Source organism: Ligilactobacillus sp. LYQ139 (genome assembly GCF_045033025.1).
Lineage (GTDB): Bacteria > Bacillota > Bacilli > Lactobacillales > Lactobacillaceae > Ligilactobacillus.
In genome coordinates, this window is the sequence record NZ_JBJFZW010000001.1 from 344573 (window position 1) to 367301 (window position 22729).

The window sequence follows — 22729 nt, forward strand, 5'->3', positions numbered from 1 at the left end:
TATTCACAACCACTGTCTCATCGTTACTTAACTGTCTCCAGTTTACTCCCTATAAATCTTCTTGCCAACGTGCTCCTCTCCCAACTTAATGAAGTCGTAGTGAAGTTTCGCGTTGTCGTTATACTCATCAATGGCCAGTTGAATTAGCCGGTCAATTAAAGCACTGTACTTAATTCCAGAAACCTCCCACAACTGTGGGTATAGCGAAATATTCGTAAATCCTGGCAATGTATTTGGCTCACCAAGGTACGGGACGTTGTTCTCATCAACCAGAAAGTCCATCCGGGCCATTCCCCGGTTCCCGAGCACCTTAAAAGCCTGAAGCGCCATGTTCTGAATTTCCTTTGCCAGGTCAGCAGGTAAGTCAACCGGCATGGTAAACGTTACCCCAGAAGCATCAACAAACTTATTGTTATAATCATAGAACTCGTCGTCTTCTGGAACAGTGACCGCTCCTAGCTTAGAAACCTGCGGGTGCTGGTTTCCCAAGACAGAGCATTCTACTTCGCGGGGGTTCTTAATACACTCTTCAATTAGTACCTTGTAGTCATACTGGAGCGCATCTGCTACCGCATCGTTAAAGGCTGTTTCATTATCCACCCGATGAATCCCCACAGAAGATCCCTGCCGGGCTGGCTTAACAAACAGCATTCGCCCAAGTTTTTGACTACACTTTGCATATGTCAATTCATCCTTATTTTCTGGCGTAATGACCACATACTTCGTGTTGCGAATCCCGTGATAGGTTAGCAACTGCTTGGTAAGGTCCTTATCAAAGGAAATGGCTGACGACGCAATTCCACTCCCAATCCACGGCTTATCCAGTAGCCGAAAAAGGCCCTGAACCGTCCCATCTTCTCCCATATTTCCATGGATCACCGGGTAGAAAACATCAACATCACGGACTTCTGACAGATTTTGAATGTTTGCCAGCGGGTTACTAAAATCAACGCCTTTCGTTGCTTCTGCGACCACCGTTTCTTCATCGGCTCCGTTAAAAATTTTCATTGAGTCTTCGTTTCCGAGTAAGAAACCATCCTTGGTAAACATGAAAACCGACACATCGTACTTATTCCGATCAAGCGCATCATAGATGTTATGAGCAGAGCGTTTTGAAACGTCGTGCTCTGATGAATTCCCGCCAAATAGCAATGCAATGTGTAATTTTTTTGTCATGGCATTTTCCCCTATAAATTTAGTTTTAACCTTTCTTTCTAAAAGCCCATTTTACCATGCGAAAACAACGAGAAACAACTATCTTCCCTCGACAAAAAAAGGCTGTGTCACTTGTCACAGCCGTTATATTCCATTAATCAAACGTTGTCCGGTCACTAAACATGTAACTCTTGTAGTGATACCTCATTGACATTACCATTCCAATTCCTAGCATATTCCCAATTAGGGATGACCCTCCCTGACTAATAAATGGAAGCGGAATCCCAGTTAACGGAAGGAGGCCAATACTCATCCCGATATTTTCAAACACGTGGAACAAAATCATCATTACGACCCCGGTTGAAATATAGGCGTAAAACACGTTTTTTGTATCAAAGGTCACCTGTAAAATTTGGAAAATCAATAACAAGTAAATAAAGATCAGGACACAGCCGCCAATAAAACCGAAGTTCTCTCCGATTACCGAGAAAATCATATCTGATTCCCGGACAGGGACGTAGACGGTAGAAACATCAAAGCCCTTCCCAAAAATCTGACCGGACCCAATCGCCTTCATACTCTGCCATAACTGATAACTATTCCCGGTTGACCCGGCTGCCGGATGCAACCACGCATCTATCCGTTGAAACTGGTAATTTTGGAATCCCAGATGTAAGAGGATCCCCCGCCCATAAGTTACCAGTAAAATTGCCGTAACTCCCAGGGCCGCGACCATTGCAACTACCGGGGCAATGATACGCCAGCTAATTCCCGAAACAAGCACCATTCCAAAGAAAATAGCGGCAAAAACAAGCGTCGTCCCGAAATCATTTTGCAAATGCAGTAACACGATAATCGGTAGGGTCCACAAAAACATCTTCCCGATTAACCGCCAGTCGCTCTCAAGCGTATGCTGCGGATAAACTGAGTTATGCTTTGCAATTACTCGCCCAAGCATTAGAATATAGGCCGGCTTCATCACTTCCGATGGCTGAAACGTCAGCGGCCCTAGAGCAAACCAACTCTTCGCCCCGGTCTTAAGCGCATACGCCCGACTATAAAAGACCAGCAAAAGAACAAGTAATGTAATTCCAATTCCGTACGCAATGGGTGCAAGTTTCCAAAGCTGTTCGGCATCAAAGCGCATCACAATAACTACAAGTAAGACTCCAATGATGTACCACACCGCCTGAGAAACCAATGCATGGAGGACACTTGTCGTACTCGTATCGTGCTTAACCGCCACGTAAAGGGCCGCCATTCCAATTACCGCCAATAAGAGAACGGACAAAATGATCCCCCAATCAACCCGGGCTTCGTTTTCCCGCCGTAACTGTTGTTGTTTCACGTTAACCGGCTCCCTTCACTAGTTATGAAGATGGTATTCCCGAATCAAGGCATTAACCGCCTCATCTTCACTCGGTAACTTAAACTGCCGCCCGTCAGGAAGCTCTGCTTGAAACGCACCATCAACCGGCAACACCCGACCAATAACATCCTTTCCAACAACATACTCCGTTAAAAGTGTGCCATGATCCATCTTTTCGTTCGCAACAATTTCAATGTTTTTTTCCTTGCGTGCCACTATAATCCTCACTTTCCTCATTATCAGATATTTGCTCCATATATTGGTCTAGGTCAGATAAATCCAGGTGAGCATCCCGGTTACGATGAAGCGAAAAGTGATCCGGAACCGGATCGTAACCAGGACGACAAAAAGGATTACACCGAAATAACCGCGCGATTCCCATTAATCCGCCACGGATAACACCGAACCGTTCAACTGCGTTCATCATGTAGGTCGAACAAGTTGGATAATACCGGCATGCCGGCGGTAATGCAGGCGAAATGTAACGCTGGTAAAACCGTAATCCCGCTAAAAAATAACGTTTCATTTCGTAGAACTAGACTCGCTTTTGGTGGTCGCTGTCTTCTTGGCAAGCAACTTACTTGTCCCCACCGCAACATCATCTAACGGTGTTTCCGCGACGGTTACCGGAACCCGTAATTCATCCGCAAGTAACTCCGCAATCCCATCAAACTGCGCCCCGCCGCCTGTCAAAGTAACCCCTGACTCAATAATATCTCCAACAAGTTCCGGTGGGGTGTGGGCAATCACCTTTTTTGCCGCCACAACAATTTCCGCCATCGTCTCATGGATTGCATCCTCAACATCGTTAGAAGTCAATGTAATAGTCCGGGGCATCCCGTCAACAGTATCGCTCCCCCGAACCTGTAATTCAGCGTCCCGGTGATCTTTAATAACCGTTCCGATTTCAACCTTAGCCTGCTCAGCTGACCGTTCACCAATCAAGAGGTTATCGTGTTGCTTAACGTATGCAGCAATATCAGCGTTGAACGTATCCCCCGCCTTCCGGAGTGATGCGCTCGTCACAATTCCGCCAAGTGATAACACGGCAATGTCGCTTGACCCCCCACCAATATCAATAATCATACTGCCGTGGGGTTTAAAAATGTCCAGCCCCGCACCAATTGCGGCCGCCTTAGGCTCCTTCTCCAAAAACACCTGACCACCGCCGGATTTTTCCGCCGCCTGAATTAACGCCTTTTGCTCAACGTCGGTAGTATCCGTCGGGCAACAAATCATAATGTTGGGCCGCGTTAAAAAGCCCTTCACGTTCAGCTTTTTAATAAAATGGGCTAACATTGCCTCAGCCATATCAAAATCGGCAATGACACCGCCCTTTAATGGACGAACAGCGCGAATATTTTCGGGTGTCCGTCCCACCATGGCAGCCGCCTCATTTCCCACCGCAACAACTTTATGCTTATCATCAGCAACGGCAACAACCGCCGGCTCATTCACGACAATTCCTTCACCCTGAACATTAATTAGGACATTTGCTGTTCCTAAATCAACACCAATATTTTTTGTCGCTGTGCGCTTTCCAAACAAAAACCTCCGTGTAGCAGTCATGCTACTAACCTCCTCGTCATTGGACAATTCACCGTCCATGTCCTCCCGATTATACCATAATCATAGGTATTTCTCCGATTCATTCGCGGCGATTTTCTAATTTCATCTTTTCAAAAAACAGGAAACCACGACCGTAAACCCTCGCGTAACGATCCTCGTTTCCTGTTCACCATTATTCTATTTTGACTCAGCCTTTACCCGTACACTTTCCGGAATAATATCATCAACCCGTTTGATTTCAGCACCAAGAGCCGCTAATTTCTGATGGAAATGATAATATCCCCGGTCAAGGTATTCCAAGTGTGTAACCTGCGTAATTCCATCGGCGACAAGGCCGGCAATTACCAGCGCCGCTCCTGCCCGTAAATCGGTCGCAGCCACCTCGGCCCCACTAAACTTAGTCGGTCCGTACAACACAACGGTATCTCCCTCCACCTTGAAGTTAGCGTTCATTCGCCGAAGTTCTTCCAAGTGCATAAAGCGATTTTCAAAAACCGTTTCCGTTAACACACTCGTCCCCCGAGCAGCGAGTTGCAACACCGTCATTTGCGGTTGCATATCCGTCGGAAAACCCGGGTGCGGCAACGTCTTTACTTCAATAGGCTTGAGTTCTTGGGGGCCGACAACCCGGATGCCCGCCGCGCTAACCATTACCTGTGCGCCCATTTCCCGTAACTTTGAAATCAACGGTTTATTATGTTCTGCTACCGCATTTTTAACCAAAACGTCTCCGTGCGTAACTGCCGCCGCTGTCATAAAAGTCCCGGCTTCAATCCGGTCTTGCATTACCTGGTATGTTGTTCCGTGAAGGTGGTCCACTCCAATAATTTTAAGGGTATCCGTTCCTGCCCCCACAACGCGCGCACCCATTTTATTAAGGGCATTTGCTAGGTCAACGATTTCCGGTTCCCGCGCAACGTTTTGGATTACCGTTGTTCCTTCGGCTAAGACCGCCGCCATCATAATATTTTGGGTTGCCCCAACACTTGGAAAATCAAGGTATATCCGGGCCCCCTTAAGGTGGTCTGCCTGCGCTTCAATGTAACCGTCATGTTGCTCGATTGTTGCGCCAAGTGCTCGCAATCCCTTCAAATGAAGATCAACTGGCCGAGAACCAATCGCGCATCCTCCGGGCATTGCCACCTTAGCCCGACCTAACCGGGCAAGAAGCGGTCCTAAAACAACGACGGACGCCCGCATCTTTGATACGTACTTAAACGGTGCTTCGTACGATAAATTTCCCGTTGCATCCAGGGTAATCGTATTTTCCCGCTCCTCAAAACCAACTTGAACGTTGAGAAACCGAATAACGTTATTCATCGTGTACACATCCGCTAAAATCGGAACGTCTGTCAAGACGGTGCGCCCCTCCGTCGGTAAAATTGCCGCCGCTAAAATCGGTAAAACCGCATTTTTTGCTCCTTCAATAGCAACTGTTCCTTGTAGCCGCTGCCCGCCATGAACAATAATCTTTTCCATTGAAATGATCCTTTCACAAGTTAATTTTATTCGTCTTATAACAAGTAACCAAGATTCCGGACATTAGTAATAAAGCTAAGGAAAAACTGACTACACGTGAATCCCAGTGCAACCGCCCCTAGAACAACTAGTAACCGTACTGCCCACTGCTGCTCAGAGGGAAAGAAACGGTCAAGCCGTAACCCCTGAAGCATATAAAACGTCACTGCGATAAACGTAAAGTGACTTATTAAGGTTAAAAGCGCCATTATACCGTATAGTTTCATTGCCTTCCTCCGCAAATAAATTCGCTCTCATCATAGCATAAAAACCGTTACCAGAATGTAATGTTCCCGTAATTTTAATCTTTTTAATAAGGTTAATTAATAACCTTCTTCCCCAAAGGACTAATCACAAATAGTAAATCGTACGAACCACGAATCGTAATTTCTAATTCTCAATTTATTTAGAAATAACAAAAAAGAGACCAGGCAATTGTCCCTAGCCTCTTCATTGAAGGTAACCAATTTTCTTAATGTTTTGTAATGTTCAACCGGTTAATTGCCCGCCGGAGAGAAACCTCCGCCCGCCGCATTGCAGCATCATCATGTTTCTGCTTTGCGGCAGCGATTGCTTCTTCAGCACGCTTTTTGGCCTGTTCAGCCCGTGAGATATCGATATCCTCTTTGCGCTCCGCAGCCGATGCCAAGACGGTTAAGGTGTTATCAGAAAATTCACAAAAACCGCCACTCACTGCGATTTCATCAAACTGATCCTCGCCTTTTTTCACCCGAATTTCATCGATTGCAAGTGAAGCAAGCAACGGAATATGATTCGGCATAATCCCGACTTCACCACCAGTTGTTTTGCAAATCACCAATGTGGACTGGTCATTGTAGACCGTTCCATCCGGCGTTACGACGTTAACAGTTAAAACAGGTTCAGCCATTAGACGTTCCCTCCTTAATTGTTAGTCATCTTTTTTGCTTTTTCAACAACTTCCTCAATCCGACCAACTGATAAGAACGCATCTTCCGGAAGGTCATCGTACTTTCCCTTCAGGATTTCATCAAAGCCCTTAACGGTTTCTTCAACAGGAACATAGGACCCTGGAACCCCCGTAAACTGTTCAGCTACGTGGAAGTTCTGTGATAAGAAGAACTGAATCCGCCGGGCCCGGTTAACAATGACCTTTTCTTCATCAGACAACTCATCCATCCCAAGAATCGAGATGATATCCTGTAGCTCACGGTACCGCTGGAGAATATGCTGAACTTCCGTGGCAACCCGATAATGTTCCTCACCTACAATTTCAGGTGCAAGAGCACTTGAAGTTGATGCGAGCGGGTCCACGGCCGGGTAAATCCCAATCTGCGTTAATGACCGCTCCAGGTTCGTCGTTGCGTCCAAGTGGGCGAACGTCGTTGCTGGAGCCGGGTCGGTATAGTCATCAGCAGGCACGTAAACGGCCTGAATTGACGTAACTGACCCCTTCTTCGTAGAAGTGATCCGTTCCTGCAACTGACCCATTTCAGTGGCTAGTGTTGGCTGGTACCCAACGGCTGACGGAATCCGTCCAAGAAGGGCGGACACCTCTGACCCAGCCTGCGTGAACCGGAAAATGTTATCGATAAACAACAGCACATCCTGACCTTCAACGTCCCGGAAATACTCAGCAATCGTTAACCCGGTTAACGCAACCCGCATCCGGGCTCCAGGCGGCTCGTTCATTTGCCCAAAAACCATGGCTGTCTTCTCGAGAACACCGGATTCCTTCATTTCGTAGTACAGGTCGTTCCCTTCACGGGTCCGTTCACCAACACCAGTAAATACCGAAATTCCATCGTGTTCCTGAGCAATGTTATGGATTAATTCCTGAATCAGCACGGTTTTACCAACACCGGCACCACCGAACAGACCAATCTTTCCCCCCTTAACGTATGGTGCTAAGAGGTCAATAACCTTAATCCCCGTTTCGAGAATTTCAGTTCCCGTACTCAATTGATCATAGTCAGGTGCATTCCGGTGGATTGGATTCCGCTGTGCATCTTCACCAAACTCTGGACCGTTATCAATGGTTTCCCCAAGGACGTTAAATACCCGTCCGAGCGTTTCCTTTCCAACAGGAACGCTAATTGAAGCCCCCGTATCAACAACCTGCGCGCCACGCTTCAAACCGTCCGTTCCGTCCATGGCGATTGTCCGCATGATTCCGTCACCCAATTCGAGGGCAACTTCGATAACTAATTCGCTACCATCTTCACGCTTAACCTTTAAGGCGTTGTCAATTTCTGGTAATGCTTCATTTAATGGAAACTGAACATCAACAACAGGACCGATAACTTGAACGACTGTTCCAGTACTCATTCGTTATTCCTCCTGTTTTCTTATTCTAAGGCAGCTTGTGCACCCGTAATTTCCGTGATTTCCGTCGTGATGGCACTTTGCCGAGCCCGGTTATACTGTAATTCCAAATTGGCAATAATATCACTCGCGTTATCCGAAGCCGACCGCATTGCGGTTGAACTTGAGGCGTGTTCGGAAGTCTTGGCGTCAAGAATCGAACCATAAACCAGACTTTCCGCATACTGCGGAAGAACGGCCTCGAGAATTGCTTCTTCTGACGGTTCGGTCTCGTACAGGCTACTGATTGTATCTGTATCCGCTGTTTTCTTATCCGTGAGATCGTCATGCCCCAAATTTTCTGCTGAAATCGGGAGCATCTTCTCTGCCCGGAAAACAGACGTTAACGTGTTGACGAAGTGGCTGTAACAAACGTATAATTCGTCGTACTCAGCCTCGTCATACCGCTGAATAATTTCCCGCACGATTGGCCGCACTTCCCGAAACGTCGGCACGTCACTAACACCCCGGTACTCGTATTCCACGGTGAATCCCCGTTTCTTAAAGAAATCCGCACCGGTTCCGCCAATTGCAAGAATCACAACGTCATCCTTGGTGTGCTTTCCCTTCTGGATAACTTCCATTGTCTGCTTAATGATATTACTATTATAGCTTCCAACCAGCCCTCGGTCCGAGGTGATTACCATAATCCCAATTTTATGGACAGGCCGCTGGATCAGCATTCCAAGGCCGCTCTTCCTTTCAGCAGGCGCATCCTCAGAACCAGCCGCAGCAGCAGCAAGTAAGTGGGACTTAGCAAGGTGGGTAATCACACTCCGTACTTTATCGGCATATTCACGGTAACTCGTTGTGTGGTGTTGAATCTGGTTCAACTTGGACGTTGAAACCATCTGCATTGCACTGGTAATTTGCTTCGTCTTCTTAGTTGAAGCAATCTTCCGCTTAACTGCTTGCAGTGAACCAGCCATTTATGTCACCACCCTTCTTATTTGCTACCCTTATCGCTTGGCTGAAATGTTTCAGTAAATTCCTTGATTGCAGCATCAAGCTTATTAGTATCCGGTAAGTCACCCGTCTTAGCGATGACATCTAACAAATCCTTGTGGTTACTATCAAAGAAAGCAAACATTTCATTCTGGTATCTTAAAATATCAGCAACCGCGATGGTGTCTAGGAACCCATGCGTCAGGGCGTACAGAATCAACACCTGTTTCTCGACTGGAAGCGGCTTGTGAAGCGGCTGCTTTAATACCTCAACCGTCCGTTGCCCACGGTTCAACTTAGCCTGCGTTGCCGCATCCAAATCTGAACCGAACTGAGCGAACGACTCTAGTTCGTGGAATGAAGCAAGATCCAACCGAAGAGTTCCGGCAACCTTCTTCATTGCCTTAATCTGGGCAGCGCCCCCAACACGAGAAACAGACGTTCCGGCATCAATCGCCGGCCGAATTCCTGAGTAAAAGTTGTCACTGTCAAGGAAGATCTGACCATCAGTAATTGAGATCACGTTCGTTGGAATGTAGGCCGAAACATCGCCAGCCTTCGTTTCAATGAACGGAAGAGCTGTCATCGAGCCACCGCCAAGATCATCGCTTAGCTTGGCAGCCCGTTCAAGCAGCCGGGAATGCAGGTAGAAAACGTCCCCTGGATATGCTTCACGTCCAGGCGGCCGCCGTAAAATAAGTGACAGTTCACGGTAAGCGTCGGCCTGCTTTGAAAGGTCATCGTAAACAATTAAGACGTGCTTACCGTTAAACATAAACTCTTCGCCCATTGCTGCCCCAGCATATGGTGCTAACCACAGCATCGGCGCTGGTGATGACGGTCCAGCAGTTACAACGATGGTGTAATCCATTGCGCCGAACTTCCGCAGCGTTTCAACTTGAGCACGCACGGTCGAATCCTTCTGCCCGATAGCAACGTAGATACAAATCATATCCTGATCTTTCTGGTTAATAATTGTATCAATAGCAACGGACGTTTTCCCGGTCTTCCGGTCACCAATCACTAACTCACGCTGTCCCCGGCCAATTGGAACCAGGGAGTCAATCGCCTTTAACCCGGTCTGAAGAGGTTCAAAAACAGATTGCCGTTCCATAACGCCAGGAGCCTTATGCTCAATTGGCCGTGTCTTCGTCGTTTTGATTTCACCTAAACCATCAACCGGCTGCCCAAGAGGGTTGACAACCCGACCAATTAATTCTTCACCAACTGGTACTTCCATAATCCGGCCAGTCCGCTTAACGGTATCGCCTTCCCGGATTCCCTTGTAGTCCCCCAGGATAACGATTCCGACATCAGATTGTTCCAGGTTCTGTGCCATTCCGTAGGTACCGTCAGCAAACTCTAACAGTTCACCTGATAAGGCGTTATCTAACCCGTTTGCCCGGGCAATTCCGTCCCCAACATACGTTACGGTACCGACTTCTTCAACAGTAAGTTCATCTTGGTAATTTGCTAATTGCTGTTTGATCAGAGCACTGATTTCCTCAGCTTTAATGCTCATAAAAGTCTCACCTCTTTAAATCATTTTAATAACAGACGCTTGATGTGCTCAATCTTGGACTTGATTGAACCGTCATAGATGTAACTATTTGAATGGAGAATTACCCCACCAATGATCGACTCGTCAACAACCGTGTCAACCACAACCTTATTTGCACCTACAACATTAGCAAATGAAGAGGCAAGCTTGTCCTTCTGCTCATCATCCAACTCAATGGCGGTCGTTACGGTTGCCCGGACCGTCCTATGGTACTCATCATTTAATCTGTTAAATTCACTGACAATCCCATCAAAGTTAACTAATCGCCGGTAATCATACAGCATAGTTACCAGGTTTTTCGTTACCGGTGACAGGTCGGCAGTTATCGCTGTTAACATGGCCTGCTTAGCCTTCTCTGTAATCTGAGGACTGGTCATGAACAACATAAATTGTGATTCTTCGTTAAACGCCTGGTTAAGCGTTGTTAACTCAACCTGCACATCTTCAAGTACTTGCTTTTCCTGCGCAAGTTCAAACAACGCCGTTCCATAACGCCGGGCGATCGTTGCATTACTTTGTGACATTTTGCTTCCCCAATCCTTCAATGTAAGAGTCAACTAAGGCCTTCTGGTCATCAGCAGAAAGTTCTTTCTTGATAACCTTCGAAGCAATCTCAATGGACAATTCAGCAACATCATTCCGCACACCGTCAATGGCTTCTTGCCGTTCCTGCTCAATGTCCTTCTTTGCGTTTGCCTTCAGCGTTGCGACTTCTTTGTGGGCGGCATCAACGATGTCAGCCTTCTGTTGTTCGCCGTTCTTCTTCGCCCGGTCAACAATTTGGGAAGCCTCAACGTGTGAATTCTTCAGCGCCTCTTCGCGTTGAGCAGCAAGCTGTTCGGCTTCCTGCCGGGACTTTTCTGCAGAGTCAATGTCACTAGCAATCTTCTCAGCCCGTTTATCCATCATCTTAGTCACTGGTCCCCAAGCAAAATGCTTAACAACTAATGCCATGACAATGAACAAAATCAGGTAGTAGAGGAAATCGCCCCATTGAACACCAGACGTTGCGCTTAAAAGCATCGAATTCATCGCTTAGCACCTCCTTATTACTATAATTACGCAGCTGATATAAGGAACTACTTAGCAAGTAACATGAAGGCAATAACGATTGAAATAATCGGCACAGCTTCAATCAGCCCAACACCAATGAACATGTTTGTCCGTAACTGACCAGTTAATTCTGGCTGCCGTGACATTCCTTCGAGCATCTTCGAAATAACGAGCCCGTTACCAACACCAGTACCAACAGAAGCCAACCCTGCGGCGAGCCCTGCACCAAGTAAAGCTAAACCTGTAATAATACTAGAAGCCATAATAAAATTCCTCCTTAATGTACCTCTCACGAAGTTGCTTCCAACTTCACTATTCTTCTTCGACCTTTTGTGAAATATACACCATTGTCAGTGTGACAAAGACATATGCCTGGATCGCTCCAATAAAGACCGAGAATGCTTGCCAAATCATTTCAAGCGGAATTGATGAAACAAAACCAACCGGTCCTGCCTTAACAAGACCTCCAATAACCTCCAACAGTACTTCCCCGGCGTAAATGTTACCGAATAAACGGAGTGCTAGCGTCATGAAATTGGTGAATTGTTCCAGCAGGTTAATCGGAAATAGGAAAAAGAACGGCTTTAAGTACGTATTCTTAACGTAACCCTTAAAGCCAAATTTCTGTACCCCTGCAGCATGGGACAGAACCAGCACCATCAACGCCAACGTCAGTGTTGTTGTTGCTGATGCCGTCGGACTCCGGAAGAAGTTAAAGTCCTGTCCGTGCTTTGCAATATCAAATTGGAAGATCAGCCCTGCCTGGTTAGCGATGAAGATAAATGCAAAAAGTACGAAAGCGAACAGCCGGTACTTCTTACCTTCTTCATCGGGAAGAACTCCTTTGATGATCCCGTTTGTGAAATCAATTAGCCATTCCAGCATATTTTGCCATCCCGTCGGCTTAAGCTTCAAGTCACGGGAAAACCAAAAAACAAGGGCAAGAAAAACAAATGCCACTAGGGTCCCAGAGATGATGTTACTTACGTTGAAGGGAATCCCAAAAAGTTTCACAATTTGAAACGATTCATCCACAAGTCTCACCTCTTTTCAAATAAAATCATACGGTTAAACAATAAGGTCGAACCATAAGAGAATTCAGGGGCAAAAATCCCGTGAATACATGTAGAATCATACCACTTACACCTCAATTTCACAAAGTTAATTTGGAAATTTCTTAGGCCAATACCGAACAATCCTGTCCTAACAACACCCCGATAAGGCAGCGTTATTCCCAAAACAGCGAATAATAAACCGCATACCAAAAAACCGGATTCAGCCGATTCCCCGTCCAAATCCGGAAATTATTACCCTAATTCACATCGACTGTTCCGTATAACCGGTCACCCGCATCACCTAACCCCGGAACAATGTACCCAATTTCATTAAGACGGTCATCAAGGGCTGCTGCATACAGCTCAATGTCAGGATGAGCAGCCATCAGTTTATCAACCCCCTCAGGAGCCGCCACGATGCTTAGGAACTTAATTCGTTTTGCCCCCCGTTGCTTGAGCGCCTCGACTGCCATCATGGCAGAGCCCCCCGTTGCTAACATCGGGTCGATGATGATTACCTGTCTGTCACTAAGTTTATGGGGAAATTTAGCATAATACTCTTCCGGAACCAGGGTTTCTTCGTCCCGTTGCATTCCGATGAATCCTACCCTAGCAGACGGAAGCATATCCAACACTCCATCCAGCATCCCCATTCCGGCTCGTAAAATTGGAACCACGACAGGCTTCTTCCCGCCAAGCTTCTTTTCCGTTGCCGTTCCCATTGGCGTCGTTACCGTAACATCCTCCAAGGGAAAATCCCGGGTTGCTTCATACGTCATCAGCTGGGCGATTTCCGTCACGCATTGTCGAAATTGATTTGTGCTACAATCCTTATCCCGAATAATCGTCAATTTATGCTGAACCAACGGGTGACTAACCACCGTAAAGTTTTTCATGCTGTCACGCTCCTATCCCGGCATCACGGTACCGGCTTAATCATCATAATCATACCATACTAACCGTGGAAGAACTGGTCTCCTGCTGCTTTTCGCAACCGGTTCATGTACGCCATTCCTAGCCCTTCTTCAGGGTATGCGGGAGCAAGGATGTAATCAACAGGTACGTCGCTATCAAAATACCGTAATCCAGCAAAGAGCCTGCGACTAGCCGTTGCGACATCCGCCCCTATATCAAAGAACGGGTGGGACGTCTGTTTTTTCAGTACCGCTGACGCCATTACGCCAACCTTTTTTTCCTGCCGGTCAGCCCATCGAAGTGCCTCCGGCCACTCATCAGTAGCGACAATTAGTACCTGAGCGGCTGGCGCATAATGCTTGTACTTCATCCCAGGTGCCTTGGGAATTTCAGTTTTCCCGACGTGATGATTATCAGCTAATACCGGACAACCAAGGACGCCCTCAATTTCTTCTGGCGTAACCGCTCCAGGACGAAGAATTGTCGGCTGCCCCTTACTAAGATCAAGGATGGTTGATTCAACACCCACCTTTGTCGGTCCGTCATCAATAATTCCCGCAATCCGACCATTCATATCGTGATAAACATGTTGGGCTGTTGTTGGGCTTGGTTTTCCAGAAGTGTTGGCTGATGGTCCAACGATTGGCGTATCAGCCGCCGCAATCATCTTCCGCGTTGTTTCGTTGGCAGGACACCGGAATGCCGCCGTAGTCAGCCCCCCCGTCACCGTCTTGGATAGTTTTCCCGGAGCAACGTTAAAGATTAACGTCAGCGAACCTGGCCAGAAATGGTCGATTAACCTTTGGGCCCGCTTATCCACCGGTCCGGTAAAGCGCTCCATCATCGCCTGTGAACTAACCGTCACAATCAACGGGTTGTCAGACGGGCGGCCCTTTGCCAGGTATACCCGCTTGGCCGCCTGCTCATTAGTGGCATCCGCACCAAGGCCATAGACCGTCTCCGTTGGAAAAGCGATCAATTCGCCAAGCTGAATCTCCTTTGCCGCAGCTTCGTATTCGTCTGGCTGATAAATCCGCGTAATCATCATTATTACCGCTTCCTTTCACCATAGTCCTCATTTTCACTATAAACATACTCGCACCATACGGTCATGGCCCGCTTCATCCTGACGGACTGTTACCTGCGCAGCTGGAAACTGCCCTTCAAAGAGTTGGCGAACAGCTTCCCCCTGATGCCAGCCGATCTCAAGGTATATCCGCCCGTGGGGGGATAAAATCCGAAACACTTCTTTTGCTAACTGGCGGTACACTGCTAACCCGTTTTCCGGGGCAAAAAGTGCCCTGACAGGCTCATGCTTACGCACGCTTATATCCATCTGGGATTGCTCCGTCATCGCAATATATGGCGGGTTCATAACAAGCACGTCATATTGTCCGGTTAACGGCGCGGTTAAGTCTCCAACTGTTACGCTAACGACTGCCCCTAACTGACGGGCATTGAGGCGCGCCACCCGTGCAGCCCGCGGTGAAATATCCGTTAACGTTACCTGCCACTCTGGATGAGCTAACTTCAGCGTGATTCCAATGTTGCCGCTCCCGGTCCCAATGTCAACAACTTGCTTGGGCGCACTCCCCGGATAATCTGCAAGGAGCCACTCAACCAAATCACCCGTTTCCACCCGGGGAATCAACGTATCTTCCGTCACGGTAAACCACCGTCCAAAAAACGGTGCTTTCCCGACCAGCTGCTGGGGCGGCCAACCGGTACATACCCGTTGAACGTTGACTTGGTACTGGTGCCACTCTGTAACCGGCATGGTCTCTTGCAAATGAACGAGCAACGCGGTCGCATCCCACTCATGAGGGGCACGCAATAACCACGTTGCATCTTCCCGGTAACCACCATGGGCTGCAACATAAGAAAAAGCCCACTGTTGGGCTTCAAAATACGTCGGCTGGCTAATCATTTTGGAGCTCTTCCAGCGCTTTGGTTTGGTCGTAAAGAACAAGGGCATCAATAATCTCTTCAAGTTCTCCGTTCATAATCCGATCCAACTTATTTAAGGACAACCCAATTCGGTGATCCGTAACCCGATTTTGGGGGTAATTATACGTCCTGATTCGCTCTGACCGGTCTCCGGTTCCAACCGCTGACTTCCGGTTTTCGTCGTACTCATTTTGTTCCTTCGTTGCGTAATAGTCGTACACCCGCGCTTTTAAAATCTGCATCGCCTTCGCCCGGTTTTGTTGTTGGGAACGCTCATCTTGCATTGCAACAACAATTCCCGTTGGTAAATGGGTCATTCGTACCGCAGACGACGTCTTATTAATGTGCTGTCCACCAGCTCCGGACGACCGGTAAACGTCAACCCGAATATCCTTTGGGTCAATTTCAATCTCAACGTCCTCTTCTTCAGGCATAACTACCACCGTCGCTGTTGAGGTATGTACCCGGCCAGCTGATTCGGTTACCGGTACCCGTTGTACCCGGTGGGCCCCACTCTCGTACTTTAACTTTGAGTATACCTGGTTCCCACTAATCAAAACTGCAACTTCCTTGAAGCCCCCGACTTCAGTCTGATTCTTATCAATTACCTGGAACTTCCATCCCTGCCGTTCAGCGTACTTGCTGTACATCGAAAAAAGATCAGCAGCAAAGAGACTCGCTTCGTCTCCCCCGGCGGCACCCCGAATTTCCATAATGATGTTTTTATCATCGTTAGGGTCCTTGGGAATCAACAGAATCTTAATTTCATCTTCGAGCTGCTCTTTCTCCTCCTTAGAGGCCGCGAGTTCTTCCTTAACCATGGCCGTCATTTCATCATCCATGCCCGCATCAAGCATTTCCTCATCATCCTTGATCTGCTGAACAACCTTCTTATAACGGTCATACTTTTCAACGGTTTCCTTTAGGTCAGCCATCTCCTTGGACAACTTCGTAAACCGCTTGGTGTCAGCAATGACGTCCGGATCTGACAACAATCCGCCCAATTCTTCATACCGGTCAGCTAACATTTGTAACCGGTCAAATAACTTATCCATATTAATCGTAATCCTCCTTTACGTTCTGGTGGATTAATTCCTCGTTCGGATGAAAGTAGTGTTCCCGACAGACCGAATAATACGCTTCGTTACCCCCAATTTGAATCTGTTCGCCATCGTAAACGGGATGCCCTTCATTAACCCGAAGGTTCATCGTGGCCTTCCGTTCACAGAACCAGCAAATCGTCTTCATTTCCTCAATTTTATCGGCATACAAGAGAAGATACTTAGTCCCTTCGAACAACTCATTCCGAAAATCATTTTTCAACCCAAACGTCATTACCGGAATCCCTAGCTCATCAACAATCTGAGTAAGTTCCATGATATGGTGTCGCTGAAGAAACTCTGCTTCGTCAATCAGTACACACGAAACCTTTCCGGGAACCGCCTTAACGTGTTCAAAAACGTTTGTCTCCGGATAAATAATTTCCGCCCTTCGCTTTAGTCCGATCCGGCTCGCAATTACTCCCTGACCTGCCCGATCATCAACACTGCTCGTCATGATGATGACCTGTTTTCCTTCTTCTTCGTAGTTATGGGCCACCTTTAAAATTTCAATGGTTTTCCCACTGTTCATTGCACCGTACCGAAAAAAAAGCTGTGCCACCCTACTTCACATCCTCTATCAGTCTTTCCGTCTAAGTATAGCTGATTTTACGCTAAAATGCACCAACTGGTAGTCCGATCCCGCCGCCGCACTCGTTTTATGATAAAATTCAGGGGAAGCTTTTGATACGAAAGGATAATAGAGGCATGACACTTAGAAGTTCATTTGCAGCCCTTGCGGGGAAATCATCGTACCGGCTCCTTCACGATGTCCTTCACCGCGGCGGAACCTCGTTTCCCGGCGGCCTGGCACTTAAAATTGACCCAGCCGTGCTAACAACACTTGCTAAAAACTACGAGGTCATTATCATTACGGGAACAAACGGCAAAACCCTTACCACTAATTTAACGGTTAAAGCGCTTCGCCCGGCCTTCCCGCACATCCTAACAAATCCCAGCGGGTCAAACATGATGCAAGGAATCGTTACGGCATTTTTAACTAACCAAAAAGCTAAAAGCGGAAGACACCTCGCGGTGATTGAAACCGACGAGGCAAACGTCCCGTTAATTTCGCAATACGTTAACCCTAAAGCATACGTCTTCACGAATCTTTTTCGTGACCAACTGGACCGCTACGGTGAAATTTACACCACATATAACAAGATCCTTAAGGGAGTACGAATGCATCCCGATGCACTTATTATCGCTAACGGAGATGCACCCATCTTCAACAGCGTAACCCTTCCTAACAAAATCGTATACTATGGGTTTGCTAATCGGCCTGATAAAATCCAGAATGCCCCTGCTAACACGGACGGACTGCTATGCCCTAAATGTCACCACATTCTACGGTATAAGGAACTGGTTTACGGTAATCTAGGGAAGTACTTTTGCCCCCACTGTGATTTCCACCGGCCAGGCCTAACCTACCAGGTAACAACAATCGTTAACCAAACGCCGCAATCATCAACGTTTATGATTAATAACCATAAAATTACCCTCCACATTGGGGGCACGTATAACATCTACAACGCCTTGGCCGCGTACGCCGTTGCCCGGGAAATGGGCGTTTTGCCGGAAGATATTGTCCATCAACTTAGCACGGATGACAAGAAGGTCTTTGGCCGCCAGGAAGTTATTCCCCTTGATGGTAAGGACGTTACGCTTATCCTCGTTAAGAACCCAGTTGGATTAGACCAGGTATTACAAATGATTAAAACCGACAACGAACCGTTTTCGCTGGTGGTCCTCCTGAACGCGAACTACGCCGATGGAATTGATACCAGTTGGATTTGGGACGGCCGGTTTGAAGACCTCCCGTTCGAGCGGATTCCAGCGGTTCTTACCGGTGGCGAGCGGTACCGCGATATTACGTTCCGCTTGCGGGTTGCCGGCGTTCCGGAAGAACATTTTGACCACAAAGAAAACCTCAAGGATGTAGTTACAGCAATCAAACAAATGCCCACCAAACACGTATACGTTCTCGCAACGTACACCGCGGTGCTGCAGTTGCGCGCGCTCCTTGCCAGTGATGGATACATTAACGGGGAGATGAAGTAATGAAATACGAATTACACTTAACCCACCTATACGGAAACCTTCTTAATACGTACAGTGATATCGGAAATATCCTAACGCTTCAGTACTATGCCAAGCAGATGAACATCCACATTACCCCCGAAGTTATTTCCCTTGACCAGCAATTTGACCCAGATAACACCGATTTGGTTCTCTTTGGCGGGGGACAAGACCTGGAACAAAAGGTTGTTTCTGATGACATTCAAACAAAGCGCGATGCCATTATCCAATACATTGAAACGGACGGCCCGCTGCTTGCCGTTTGTGGAGGCTACCAGCTTCTTGGTGAATACTACGTCGGGGCGGATGGCACTAAGATAAAGGGGATCCACGCCCTGGACCACCGCACTGAAACCCAGGAAAATAACCGCTTTATCGGTGACATTAAAATTAAAAATGCCGAAACCGGACAAATCTACCATGGATTTGAAAACCACAACGGAATGACCTTCCTCGGAAAAAACGAACGGCCGCTTGGGCAAGTCATCGAGGGCCACGGAAACAACGGTCAGGACGGAACGGAAGGGGCCATTCATAAAAACACCTTCTGTACGTACTTTCACGGCCCGGTACTTGCTAGAAACGGCGAACTAGCAAAACGCCTGCTTCTCATTGCCTTGAAACGCAAGTATCCCGACGCGGATTTGGGTGCGGCGAAAGCATTAAAAATCAAACCAACGTACTAAACATTTTCAGCTGTACCATTCACGTAAATTTCTCGTTCACCGTGGATGGTTATTTTTTACGTAACCTAGTGATTTTCGTCACTTGTTCTGCATTCACAGCAAAAAACAATGATACACAAATATTCCTGTATTTTAGCGGTTATTATTATGGCCCCAATTGCCCTAGAAGTCGGCAAAAAACTAAACATCTCTAAACTTGCCCTACTAATTGCCTTATCGGGCGGCGGCAAAGCAGGTAATATCATTTCACCAAATGCCAATACAATTGCCGCTGCTCACGGTTTTGGACTGCAACTTAGCCAAGTAATGATTGCAGATTTTGTTCCTGCATTGACAACGTTAGCGACAACGGTCATTGTCGTAATATGTATTCAACACCTTGGAAGTCAAGTTACTTCCGCAGACATTAAGGATACTGAGAACGCTAAAAGACAGTTACCTTCACTTGGAAGTGCATTAGTTGCGCCGACCGTCGCAATTATTCTCCTATTATTGACTCCGATCGGCGCAATTTTTCATCTAGCATGGTTAGAAAAATGTAATTTAGACGCAATGTACGTTTTACCCCTTGCCGCCATAATCGGTGCACTTGCAATGCACCAAGGAAATCACCTTCGTTCCTTTGCGGCAACCGGAATTAGTAAAATGACTGATGTCGTCCTCATCTTAATCGGAGCAGGTGCAATTGGCGCAACAATAACGCAATCAACGTTCCCGCAATTATTAATCACTGAAATTAAAACAATGCATATTCCTGGCGTTTTACTTGCACCATTGTCAGGACTATTAATGTCTGGCGCTGCCGCCTCAACTTCTACTGGCGTTATCCTGGCTACAAAAGCTTTCTCGAAAGCAATTCTAGATTTTGGCGTCGCCCCATTAGCAGCAGCAATGGTTCACTGCAGTGCAATCGTAATCGATTCACTTCCCCAAGGAAACTACTTTCACGTTACGCAAAATGCCATGCACATGAATATTAAAGAACGGTCCAAGACCATCATTTTTGAGGCGCTTTGCGGAACAGCCGCTATGATTACTGCTACCATAATGTACGGATTATTACATTTATAAAATAAAATTGGAGGATGATTATAATGAAAATTGTTATTGCTCCAGATTCATTTAAGGGGTCAGTTACCGCCAAAGAAGCGGCCCAGTTAATGATGACCGGGATGAAACGTATCTTTCCAAAAGCAGATTACGAACTTATTCCAATGGCAGACGGCGGTGAAGGAACGGTCCAATCTTTAATCGATGCCACCAATGGTCATTTTATTACAACGCCAGTACATGACCCCTTGGGACGTAAAATCAACGCCCGATACGGCCTTCTTGGCGACCATAAAACAGCTGTAATCGAAATGGCAGCAGCCAGTGGGATGGAATTAATGCAATCAAAGGAACTAAATCCGTTAGTAGCAACCACTTACGGTACTGGCGAATTAATTAAAAATGCACTTGATCATGATGTCAAAAAAATCTTAATTGGTATCGGCGGAAGTGCAACAGTCGACGGTGGTGCGGGAATGGCGCAGGCATTGGGAGCACACTTACTTGATAAAAAAGGAAAAGAACTATCCTGGGGAGGTGGCATGCTGGACAAATTAGAACAAATTGACATTGCGGAAATCGATCCCCGGATTAGCCATACCCAAATCCAAATTGCTTCTGACGTTACTAACCCGCTTACTGGTAAAAATGGTGCTGCAATGGTTTTTGGCCCTCAAAAAGGGGCAACCCCATCAATGGTTAATTCTTTGGATAAAAATCTCCACCACTACGCCCAGCTCATTACCCGTGATTTAGGAATGAACGTTGAATTATCCTCCGGCGCCGGCGCTGCCGGAGGATTAGGAGCTGGCTTGTTGGCCTTTTGCCACGCACAATTAAAAGCAGGGGTCAACTTAATAATCGATACGGTTAAACTAAAACAACGTGCCCAAGATGCTGATGTTGTGCTTACGGGTGAAGGGAAAATTGATTTTCAAACACAATACGGTAAAACTCCTTTTGGCGTCGCACGCGCAACCAAATCCGTTGCTCCGCATGCGCCAGTCATTGTGCTAGCGGGTAATATTGGTAAAGGAGTCGATACTCTATATAGCTCTGATGGAATTGACGCCATCTTTTCAACCCCAACCGGCGCCAAACCGTTAAAACAAGCTTTAGCCGACACAAGACATGATTTGTCACAAACGGCCGAGGAAGTGGGCCGTTTAATCAAAGCTTTCATGCACTCCTAATAAATTAATACGGGATGGGGATTCATCAAACCCCACCCCGTTTTACTTGCTAAAACAAATATGGAGGAATCCAAATGGAATTAACAGCTGATCTAGCCCAGGAAATCGTCAACGCCGCAATGGAACGAATTCCGTATAATGTCAATATTATGAATGAACATGGATACATTATTGCTAGTGGCAATCACGACAGAATTAATACACTTCATGTTGGTGCGTTACAAGCAATTGAAGAACGTAAAATTTTACCCATGGATGCATCGTTCGGACCCCATGGACAACCAGGAGTCAACATGCCGTTATTCTATGGCGGAGAAGTTATTGGTGTGATTGGAATTACTGGTAATCCCCAAACCGTTACCCCGCTGGCTTCTCTATTACAAGCCACCGCTGAGTTATTACTTCACCAATCTGAAATTAACCGCCAACAAAATTCGCACCATGATCAACTTAACCGTTTTTTAAATCAATGGATCAAAATAAAAACGGATATTATGCAACGCACAACCTTTGTTCTGGAGGCACAACAACTTAAAATTAACCTGAATCACCAGTAGCGTGTCCTTGCGGTTCGCTGTACACCACAATTTATCCGTTCAATTTATGTTAATCCAAAGGACTTTACACTCTCCCCAACTGGGTCAACCTCAATCGTAATTACCTACCAAGCATCAACAATTAATCACCTGATTAAAATTTGTCATACCAAACAATTACCTTTAGGAATTGGAGAACCCAATATAAACCTTGGCAATTCAGCTGATCAAGCCTATCAAACGCTTGAAATCCAGCAAATTCTTCATAATCCAAAGATGATTTATTATAAAGATGTCGCTCTAATTAGTGATTTAATGAGCCAAAATTTTCATTTGGAATCATTAGTAGATAGATTTAACCGGTTATCCCAAACTACTTTCGGCCAAGAATTGATTGCCACAATTGGCGAATACATTCGTTATAACCAAAGTATTAAAATTACCGCTAATAAAATGCATATCCATCGCAATACGTTAAACCATCGCTTACTAAGTATCAAAAAAATATTCGAACTTGACCCACATAATACGTTCCAATTAATTACGCTATATATTGCGTACTTATAGTTCACATGGCATCACGAACATAAATTAAAGTAACATCCATTATAAAAAACCTATTACCACTTCAAATGGTGGTAATAGGTTTTTTATT

At 46.5% G+C, this 22729-nt stretch carries 25 protein-coding genes and 1 pseudogene; 6 read left to right on the forward strand and 20 right to left on the reverse strand.

The features are described from left to right. Positions 1 to 42 precede the first annotated feature (42 nt). From ACI3E1_RS01685 to ACI3E1_RS01780, 20 genes are all read right to left on the reverse strand, one after another. On the reverse strand, positions 43 to 1176 hold the full coding sequence (locus ACI3E1_RS01685) for a D-alanine--D-alanine ligase family protein (protein WP_405023947.1): 1134 nt from the start codon (positions 1174 to 1176) through the stop codon (positions 43 to 45). Between the two features lie 133 nt (positions 1177 to 1309). Further along, positions 1310 to 2503, reverse strand: a complete 1194-nt coding sequence (locus ACI3E1_RS01690) for an FtsW/RodA/SpoVE family cell cycle protein (RefSeq protein WP_405023948.1) — start codon at positions 2501 to 2503, stop codon at positions 1310 to 1312. Between the two features lie 18 nt (positions 2504 to 2521). Next, positions 2522 to 2740: a DUF2969 domain-containing protein gene (locus tag ACI3E1_RS01695; protein ID WP_405023949.1), complete on the reverse strand. Its 219-nt coding sequence runs from the start codon at positions 2738 to 2740 to the stop codon at positions 2522 to 2524. After that, a complete protein-coding gene (gene yidD / locus ACI3E1_RS01700; RefSeq protein ID WP_405023950.1) occupies positions 2715 to 3050 on the reverse strand; it encodes a membrane protein insertion efficiency factor YidD in 336 nt (111 codons plus the stop codon). Before yidD ends, ACI3E1_RS01695 begins: the two co-directional genes overlap by 26 nt. Continuing rightward, complete coding sequence (locus ACI3E1_RS01705) at positions 3047 to 4093, reverse strand: rod shape-determining protein (protein WP_405023951.1); 1047 nt, start codon at positions 4091 to 4093, stop codon at positions 3047 to 3049. The genes yidD and ACI3E1_RS01705 overlap by 4 nt, the downstream gene beginning before the upstream one ends. 177 nt (positions 4094 to 4270) lie before the next feature. Next, positions 4271 to 5572 (reverse strand): UDP-N-acetylglucosamine 1-carboxyvinyltransferase, encoded by a 1302-nt coding sequence (gene murA / locus ACI3E1_RS01710; RefSeq protein WP_405023952.1) that lies wholly within the window; start codon positions 5570 to 5572, stop codon positions 4271 to 4273. A 35-nt stretch (positions 5573 to 5607) separates the two neighbouring features. Beyond that, positions 5608 to 5838, reverse strand: a complete 231-nt coding sequence (locus ACI3E1_RS01715) for a DUF1146 family protein (protein WP_405023953.1) — start codon at positions 5836 to 5838, stop codon at positions 5608 to 5610. Between the two features lie 245 nt (positions 5839 to 6083). Next, on the reverse strand, positions 6084 to 6500 hold the full coding sequence (locus tag ACI3E1_RS01720; RefSeq protein ID WP_405023954.1) for a F0F1 ATP synthase subunit epsilon: 417 nt from the start codon (positions 6498 to 6500) through the stop codon (positions 6084 to 6086). A 14-nt stretch (positions 6501 to 6514) separates the two neighbouring features. Then, positions 6515 to 7918, reverse strand: coding sequence for a F0F1 ATP synthase subunit beta (atpD, locus tag ACI3E1_RS01725; protein WP_405023955.1), 1404 nt, complete (start codon positions 7916 to 7918; stop codon positions 6515 to 6517). Positions 7919 to 7938: 20 nt separating this feature from the next. Then, positions 7939 to 8883: a F0F1 ATP synthase subunit gamma gene (locus ACI3E1_RS01730; RefSeq protein WP_405023956.1), complete on the reverse strand. Its 945-nt coding sequence runs from the start codon at positions 8881 to 8883 to the stop codon at positions 7939 to 7941. Between the two features lie 17 nt (positions 8884 to 8900). After that, positions 8901 to 10421 (reverse strand): F0F1 ATP synthase subunit alpha, encoded by a 1521-nt coding sequence (gene atpA / locus ACI3E1_RS01735; RefSeq protein ID WP_405023957.1) that lies wholly within the window; start codon positions 10419 to 10421, stop codon positions 8901 to 8903. Between the two features lie 20 nt (positions 10422 to 10441). Next, positions 10442 to 10984 (reverse strand): ATP synthase F1 subunit delta, encoded by a 543-nt coding sequence (atpH, locus tag ACI3E1_RS01740; protein ID WP_405023958.1) that lies wholly within the window; start codon positions 10982 to 10984, stop codon positions 10442 to 10444. Further along, entirely contained in the window at positions 10971 to 11492 is a 522-nt protein-coding gene (gene atpF, locus ACI3E1_RS01745; protein WP_405023959.1) for a F0F1 ATP synthase subunit B, read from the reverse strand. Before atpF ends, atpH begins: the two co-directional genes overlap by 14 nt. Before the next feature lie 47 nt (positions 11493 to 11539). Continuing rightward, on the reverse strand, positions 11540 to 11776 hold the full coding sequence (gene atpE / locus ACI3E1_RS01750) for a F0F1 ATP synthase subunit C (RefSeq protein ID WP_283581459.1): 237 nt from the start codon (positions 11774 to 11776) through the stop codon (positions 11540 to 11542). Positions 11777 to 11825: 49 nt separating this feature from the next. After that, a complete protein-coding gene (gene atpB / locus ACI3E1_RS01755) occupies positions 11826 to 12548 on the reverse strand; it encodes a F0F1 ATP synthase subunit A (protein ID WP_405023960.1) in 723 nt (240 codons plus the stop codon). 277 nt (positions 12549 to 12825) lie between these two features. Then, positions 12826 to 13464 carry a uracil phosphoribosyltransferase gene (upp, locus tag ACI3E1_RS01760; protein ID WP_405023961.1) on the reverse strand — a complete coding sequence of 213 codons (639 nt, stop codon included), beginning with the start codon at positions 13462 to 13464 and terminating at the stop codon, positions 12826 to 12828. A 59-nt stretch (positions 13465 to 13523) separates the two neighbouring features. Then, positions 13524 to 14531, reverse strand: a complete 1008-nt coding sequence (locus ACI3E1_RS01765) for an L-threonylcarbamoyladenylate synthase (protein ID WP_405023962.1) — start codon at positions 14529 to 14531, stop codon at positions 13524 to 13526. Positions 14532 to 14567: 36 nt separating this feature from the next. Then, positions 14568 to 15410, reverse strand: a complete 843-nt coding sequence (gene prmC, locus ACI3E1_RS01770) for a peptide chain release factor N(5)-glutamine methyltransferase (protein ID WP_405023963.1) — start codon at positions 15408 to 15410, stop codon at positions 14568 to 14570. After that, positions 15403 to 16485: a peptide chain release factor 1 gene (gene prfA / locus ACI3E1_RS01775; RefSeq protein ID WP_405023964.1), complete on the reverse strand. Its 1083-nt coding sequence runs from the start codon at positions 16483 to 16485 to the stop codon at positions 15403 to 15405. The genes prmC and prfA overlap by 8 nt, the downstream gene beginning before the upstream one ends. 1 nt (position 16486) lies before the next feature. Further along, positions 16487 to 17092, reverse strand: a complete 606-nt coding sequence (locus ACI3E1_RS01780) for a thymidine kinase (protein ID WP_405023965.1) — start codon at positions 17090 to 17092, stop codon at positions 16487 to 16489. A gap of 146 nt (positions 17093 to 17238) precedes the next feature. Here ACI3E1_RS01780 and ACI3E1_RS01785 point away from each other — a divergent pair, with 146 nt between their 5' ends. From ACI3E1_RS01785 to ACI3E1_RS01810, 6 genes and pseudogenes are all read left to right on the forward strand, one after another. After that, positions 17239 to 18591 carry a MurT ligase domain-containing protein gene (locus ACI3E1_RS01785; protein ID WP_405023966.1) on the forward strand — a complete coding sequence of 451 codons (1353 nt, stop codon included), beginning with the start codon at positions 17239 to 17241 and terminating at the stop codon, positions 18589 to 18591. Beyond that, positions 18591 to 19295 carry a type 1 glutamine amidotransferase gene (locus tag ACI3E1_RS01790; protein ID WP_405023967.1) on the forward strand — a complete coding sequence of 235 codons (705 nt, stop codon included), beginning with the start codon at positions 18591 to 18593 and terminating at the stop codon, positions 19293 to 19295. Before ACI3E1_RS01785 ends, ACI3E1_RS01790 begins: the two co-directional genes overlap by 1 nt. A gap of 132 nt (positions 19296 to 19427) precedes the next feature. Next, positions 19428 to 20366: pseudogene (locus tag ACI3E1_RS01795) on the forward strand (GntP family permease); the annotation flags it as partial. A 23-nt stretch (positions 20367 to 20389) separates the two neighbouring features. Continuing rightward, the gene (locus ACI3E1_RS01800; RefSeq protein ID WP_405023968.1) at positions 20390 to 21538 is read left to right on the forward strand and encodes a glycerate kinase; all 1149 of its coding nucleotides are present in this window, start codon (positions 20390 to 20392) and stop codon (positions 21536 to 21538) included. 74 nt (positions 21539 to 21612) lie between these two features. Then, positions 21613 to 22095 carry a sugar diacid recognition domain-containing protein gene (locus tag ACI3E1_RS01805; RefSeq protein ID WP_405023969.1) on the forward strand — a complete coding sequence of 161 codons (483 nt, stop codon included), beginning with the start codon at positions 21613 to 21615 and terminating at the stop codon, positions 22093 to 22095. 294 nt (positions 22096 to 22389) lie between these two features. After that, on the forward strand, positions 22390 to 22641 hold the full coding sequence (locus tag ACI3E1_RS01810) for a helix-turn-helix domain-containing protein (RefSeq protein WP_405023970.1): 252 nt from the start codon (positions 22390 to 22392) through the stop codon (positions 22639 to 22641). Positions 22642 to 22729: the final 88 nt, after the last annotated feature.

Coding starts and splice junctions, on each gene's coding strand:
- ACI3E1_RS01685 (WP_405023947.1), bottom strand. CDS start 1,176: ATGACAAAAAAATTACACATTGCATTGCTATTTGGCGGGAATTCATCA.
- yidD (WP_405023950.1), bottom strand. CDS start 3,050: ATGAAACGTTATTTTTTAGCGGGATTACGGTTTTACCAGCGTTACATT.
- ACI3E1_RS01705 (WP_405023951.1), bottom strand. CDS start 4,093: ATGACTGCTACACGGAGGTTTTTGTTTGGAAAGCGCACAGCGACAAAA.
- murA (WP_405023952.1), bottom strand. CDS start 5,572: ATGGAAAAGATTATTGTTCATGGCGGGCAGCGGCTACAAGGAACAGTT.
- ACI3E1_RS01715 (WP_405023953.1), bottom strand. CDS start 5,838: ATGAAACTATACGGTATAATGGCGCTTTTAACCTTAATAAGTCACTTT.
- ACI3E1_RS01720 (WP_405023954.1), bottom strand. CDS start 6,500: ATGGCTGAACCTGTTTTAACTGTTAACGTCGTAACGCCGGATGGAACG.
- atpD (WP_405023955.1), bottom strand. CDS start 7,918: ATGAGTACTGGAACAGTCGTTCAAGTTATCGGTCCTGTTGTTGATGTT.
- ACI3E1_RS01730 (WP_405023956.1), bottom strand. CDS start 8,883: ATGGCTGGTTCACTGCAAGCAGTTAAGCGGAAGATTGCTTCAACTAAG.
- atpA (WP_405023957.1), bottom strand. CDS start 10,421: ATGAGCATTAAAGCTGAGGAAATCAGTGCTCTGATCAAACAGCAATTA.
- atpH (WP_405023958.1), bottom strand. CDS start 10,984: ATGTCACAAAGTAATGCAACGATCGCCCGGCGTTATGGAACGGCGTTG.
- atpF (WP_405023959.1), bottom strand. CDS start 11,492: ATGAATTCGATGCTTTTAAGCGCAACGTCTGGTGTTCAATGGGGCGAT.
- atpE (WP_283581459.1), bottom strand. CDS start 11,776: ATGGCTTCTAGTATTATTACAGGTTTAGCTTTACTTGGTGCAGGGCTC.
- upp (WP_405023961.1), bottom strand. CDS start 13,464: ATGAAAAACTTTACGGTGGTTAGTCACCCGTTGGTTCAGCATAAATTG.
- ACI3E1_RS01765 (WP_405023962.1), bottom strand. CDS start 14,531: ATGATGATTACGCGGATTTATCAGCCAGACGAATACGAAGCTGCGGCA.
- prmC (WP_405023963.1), bottom strand. CDS start 15,410: ATGATTAGCCAGCCGACGTATTTTGAAGCCCAACAGTGGGCTTTTTCT.
- prfA (WP_405023964.1), bottom strand. CDS start 16,485: ATGGATAAGTTATTTGACCGGTTACAAATGTTAGCTGACCGGTATGAA.
- ACI3E1_RS01785 (WP_405023966.1), top strand. CDS start 17,239: ATGACACTTAGAAGTTCATTTGCAGCCCTTGCGGGGAAATCATCGTAC.
- ACI3E1_RS01790 (WP_405023967.1), top strand. CDS start 18,591: ATGAAATACGAATTACACTTAACCCACCTATACGGAAACCTTCTTAAT.
- ACI3E1_RS01800 (WP_405023968.1), top strand. CDS start 20,390: ATGAAAATTGTTATTGCTCCAGATTCATTTAAGGGGTCAGTTACCGCC.
- ACI3E1_RS01805 (WP_405023969.1), top strand. CDS start 21,613: ATGGAATTAACAGCTGATCTAGCCCAGGAAATCGTCAACGCCGCAATG.
- ACI3E1_RS01810 (WP_405023970.1), top strand. CDS start 22,390: ATGAGCCAAAATTTTCATTTGGAATCATTAGTAGATAGATTTAACCGG.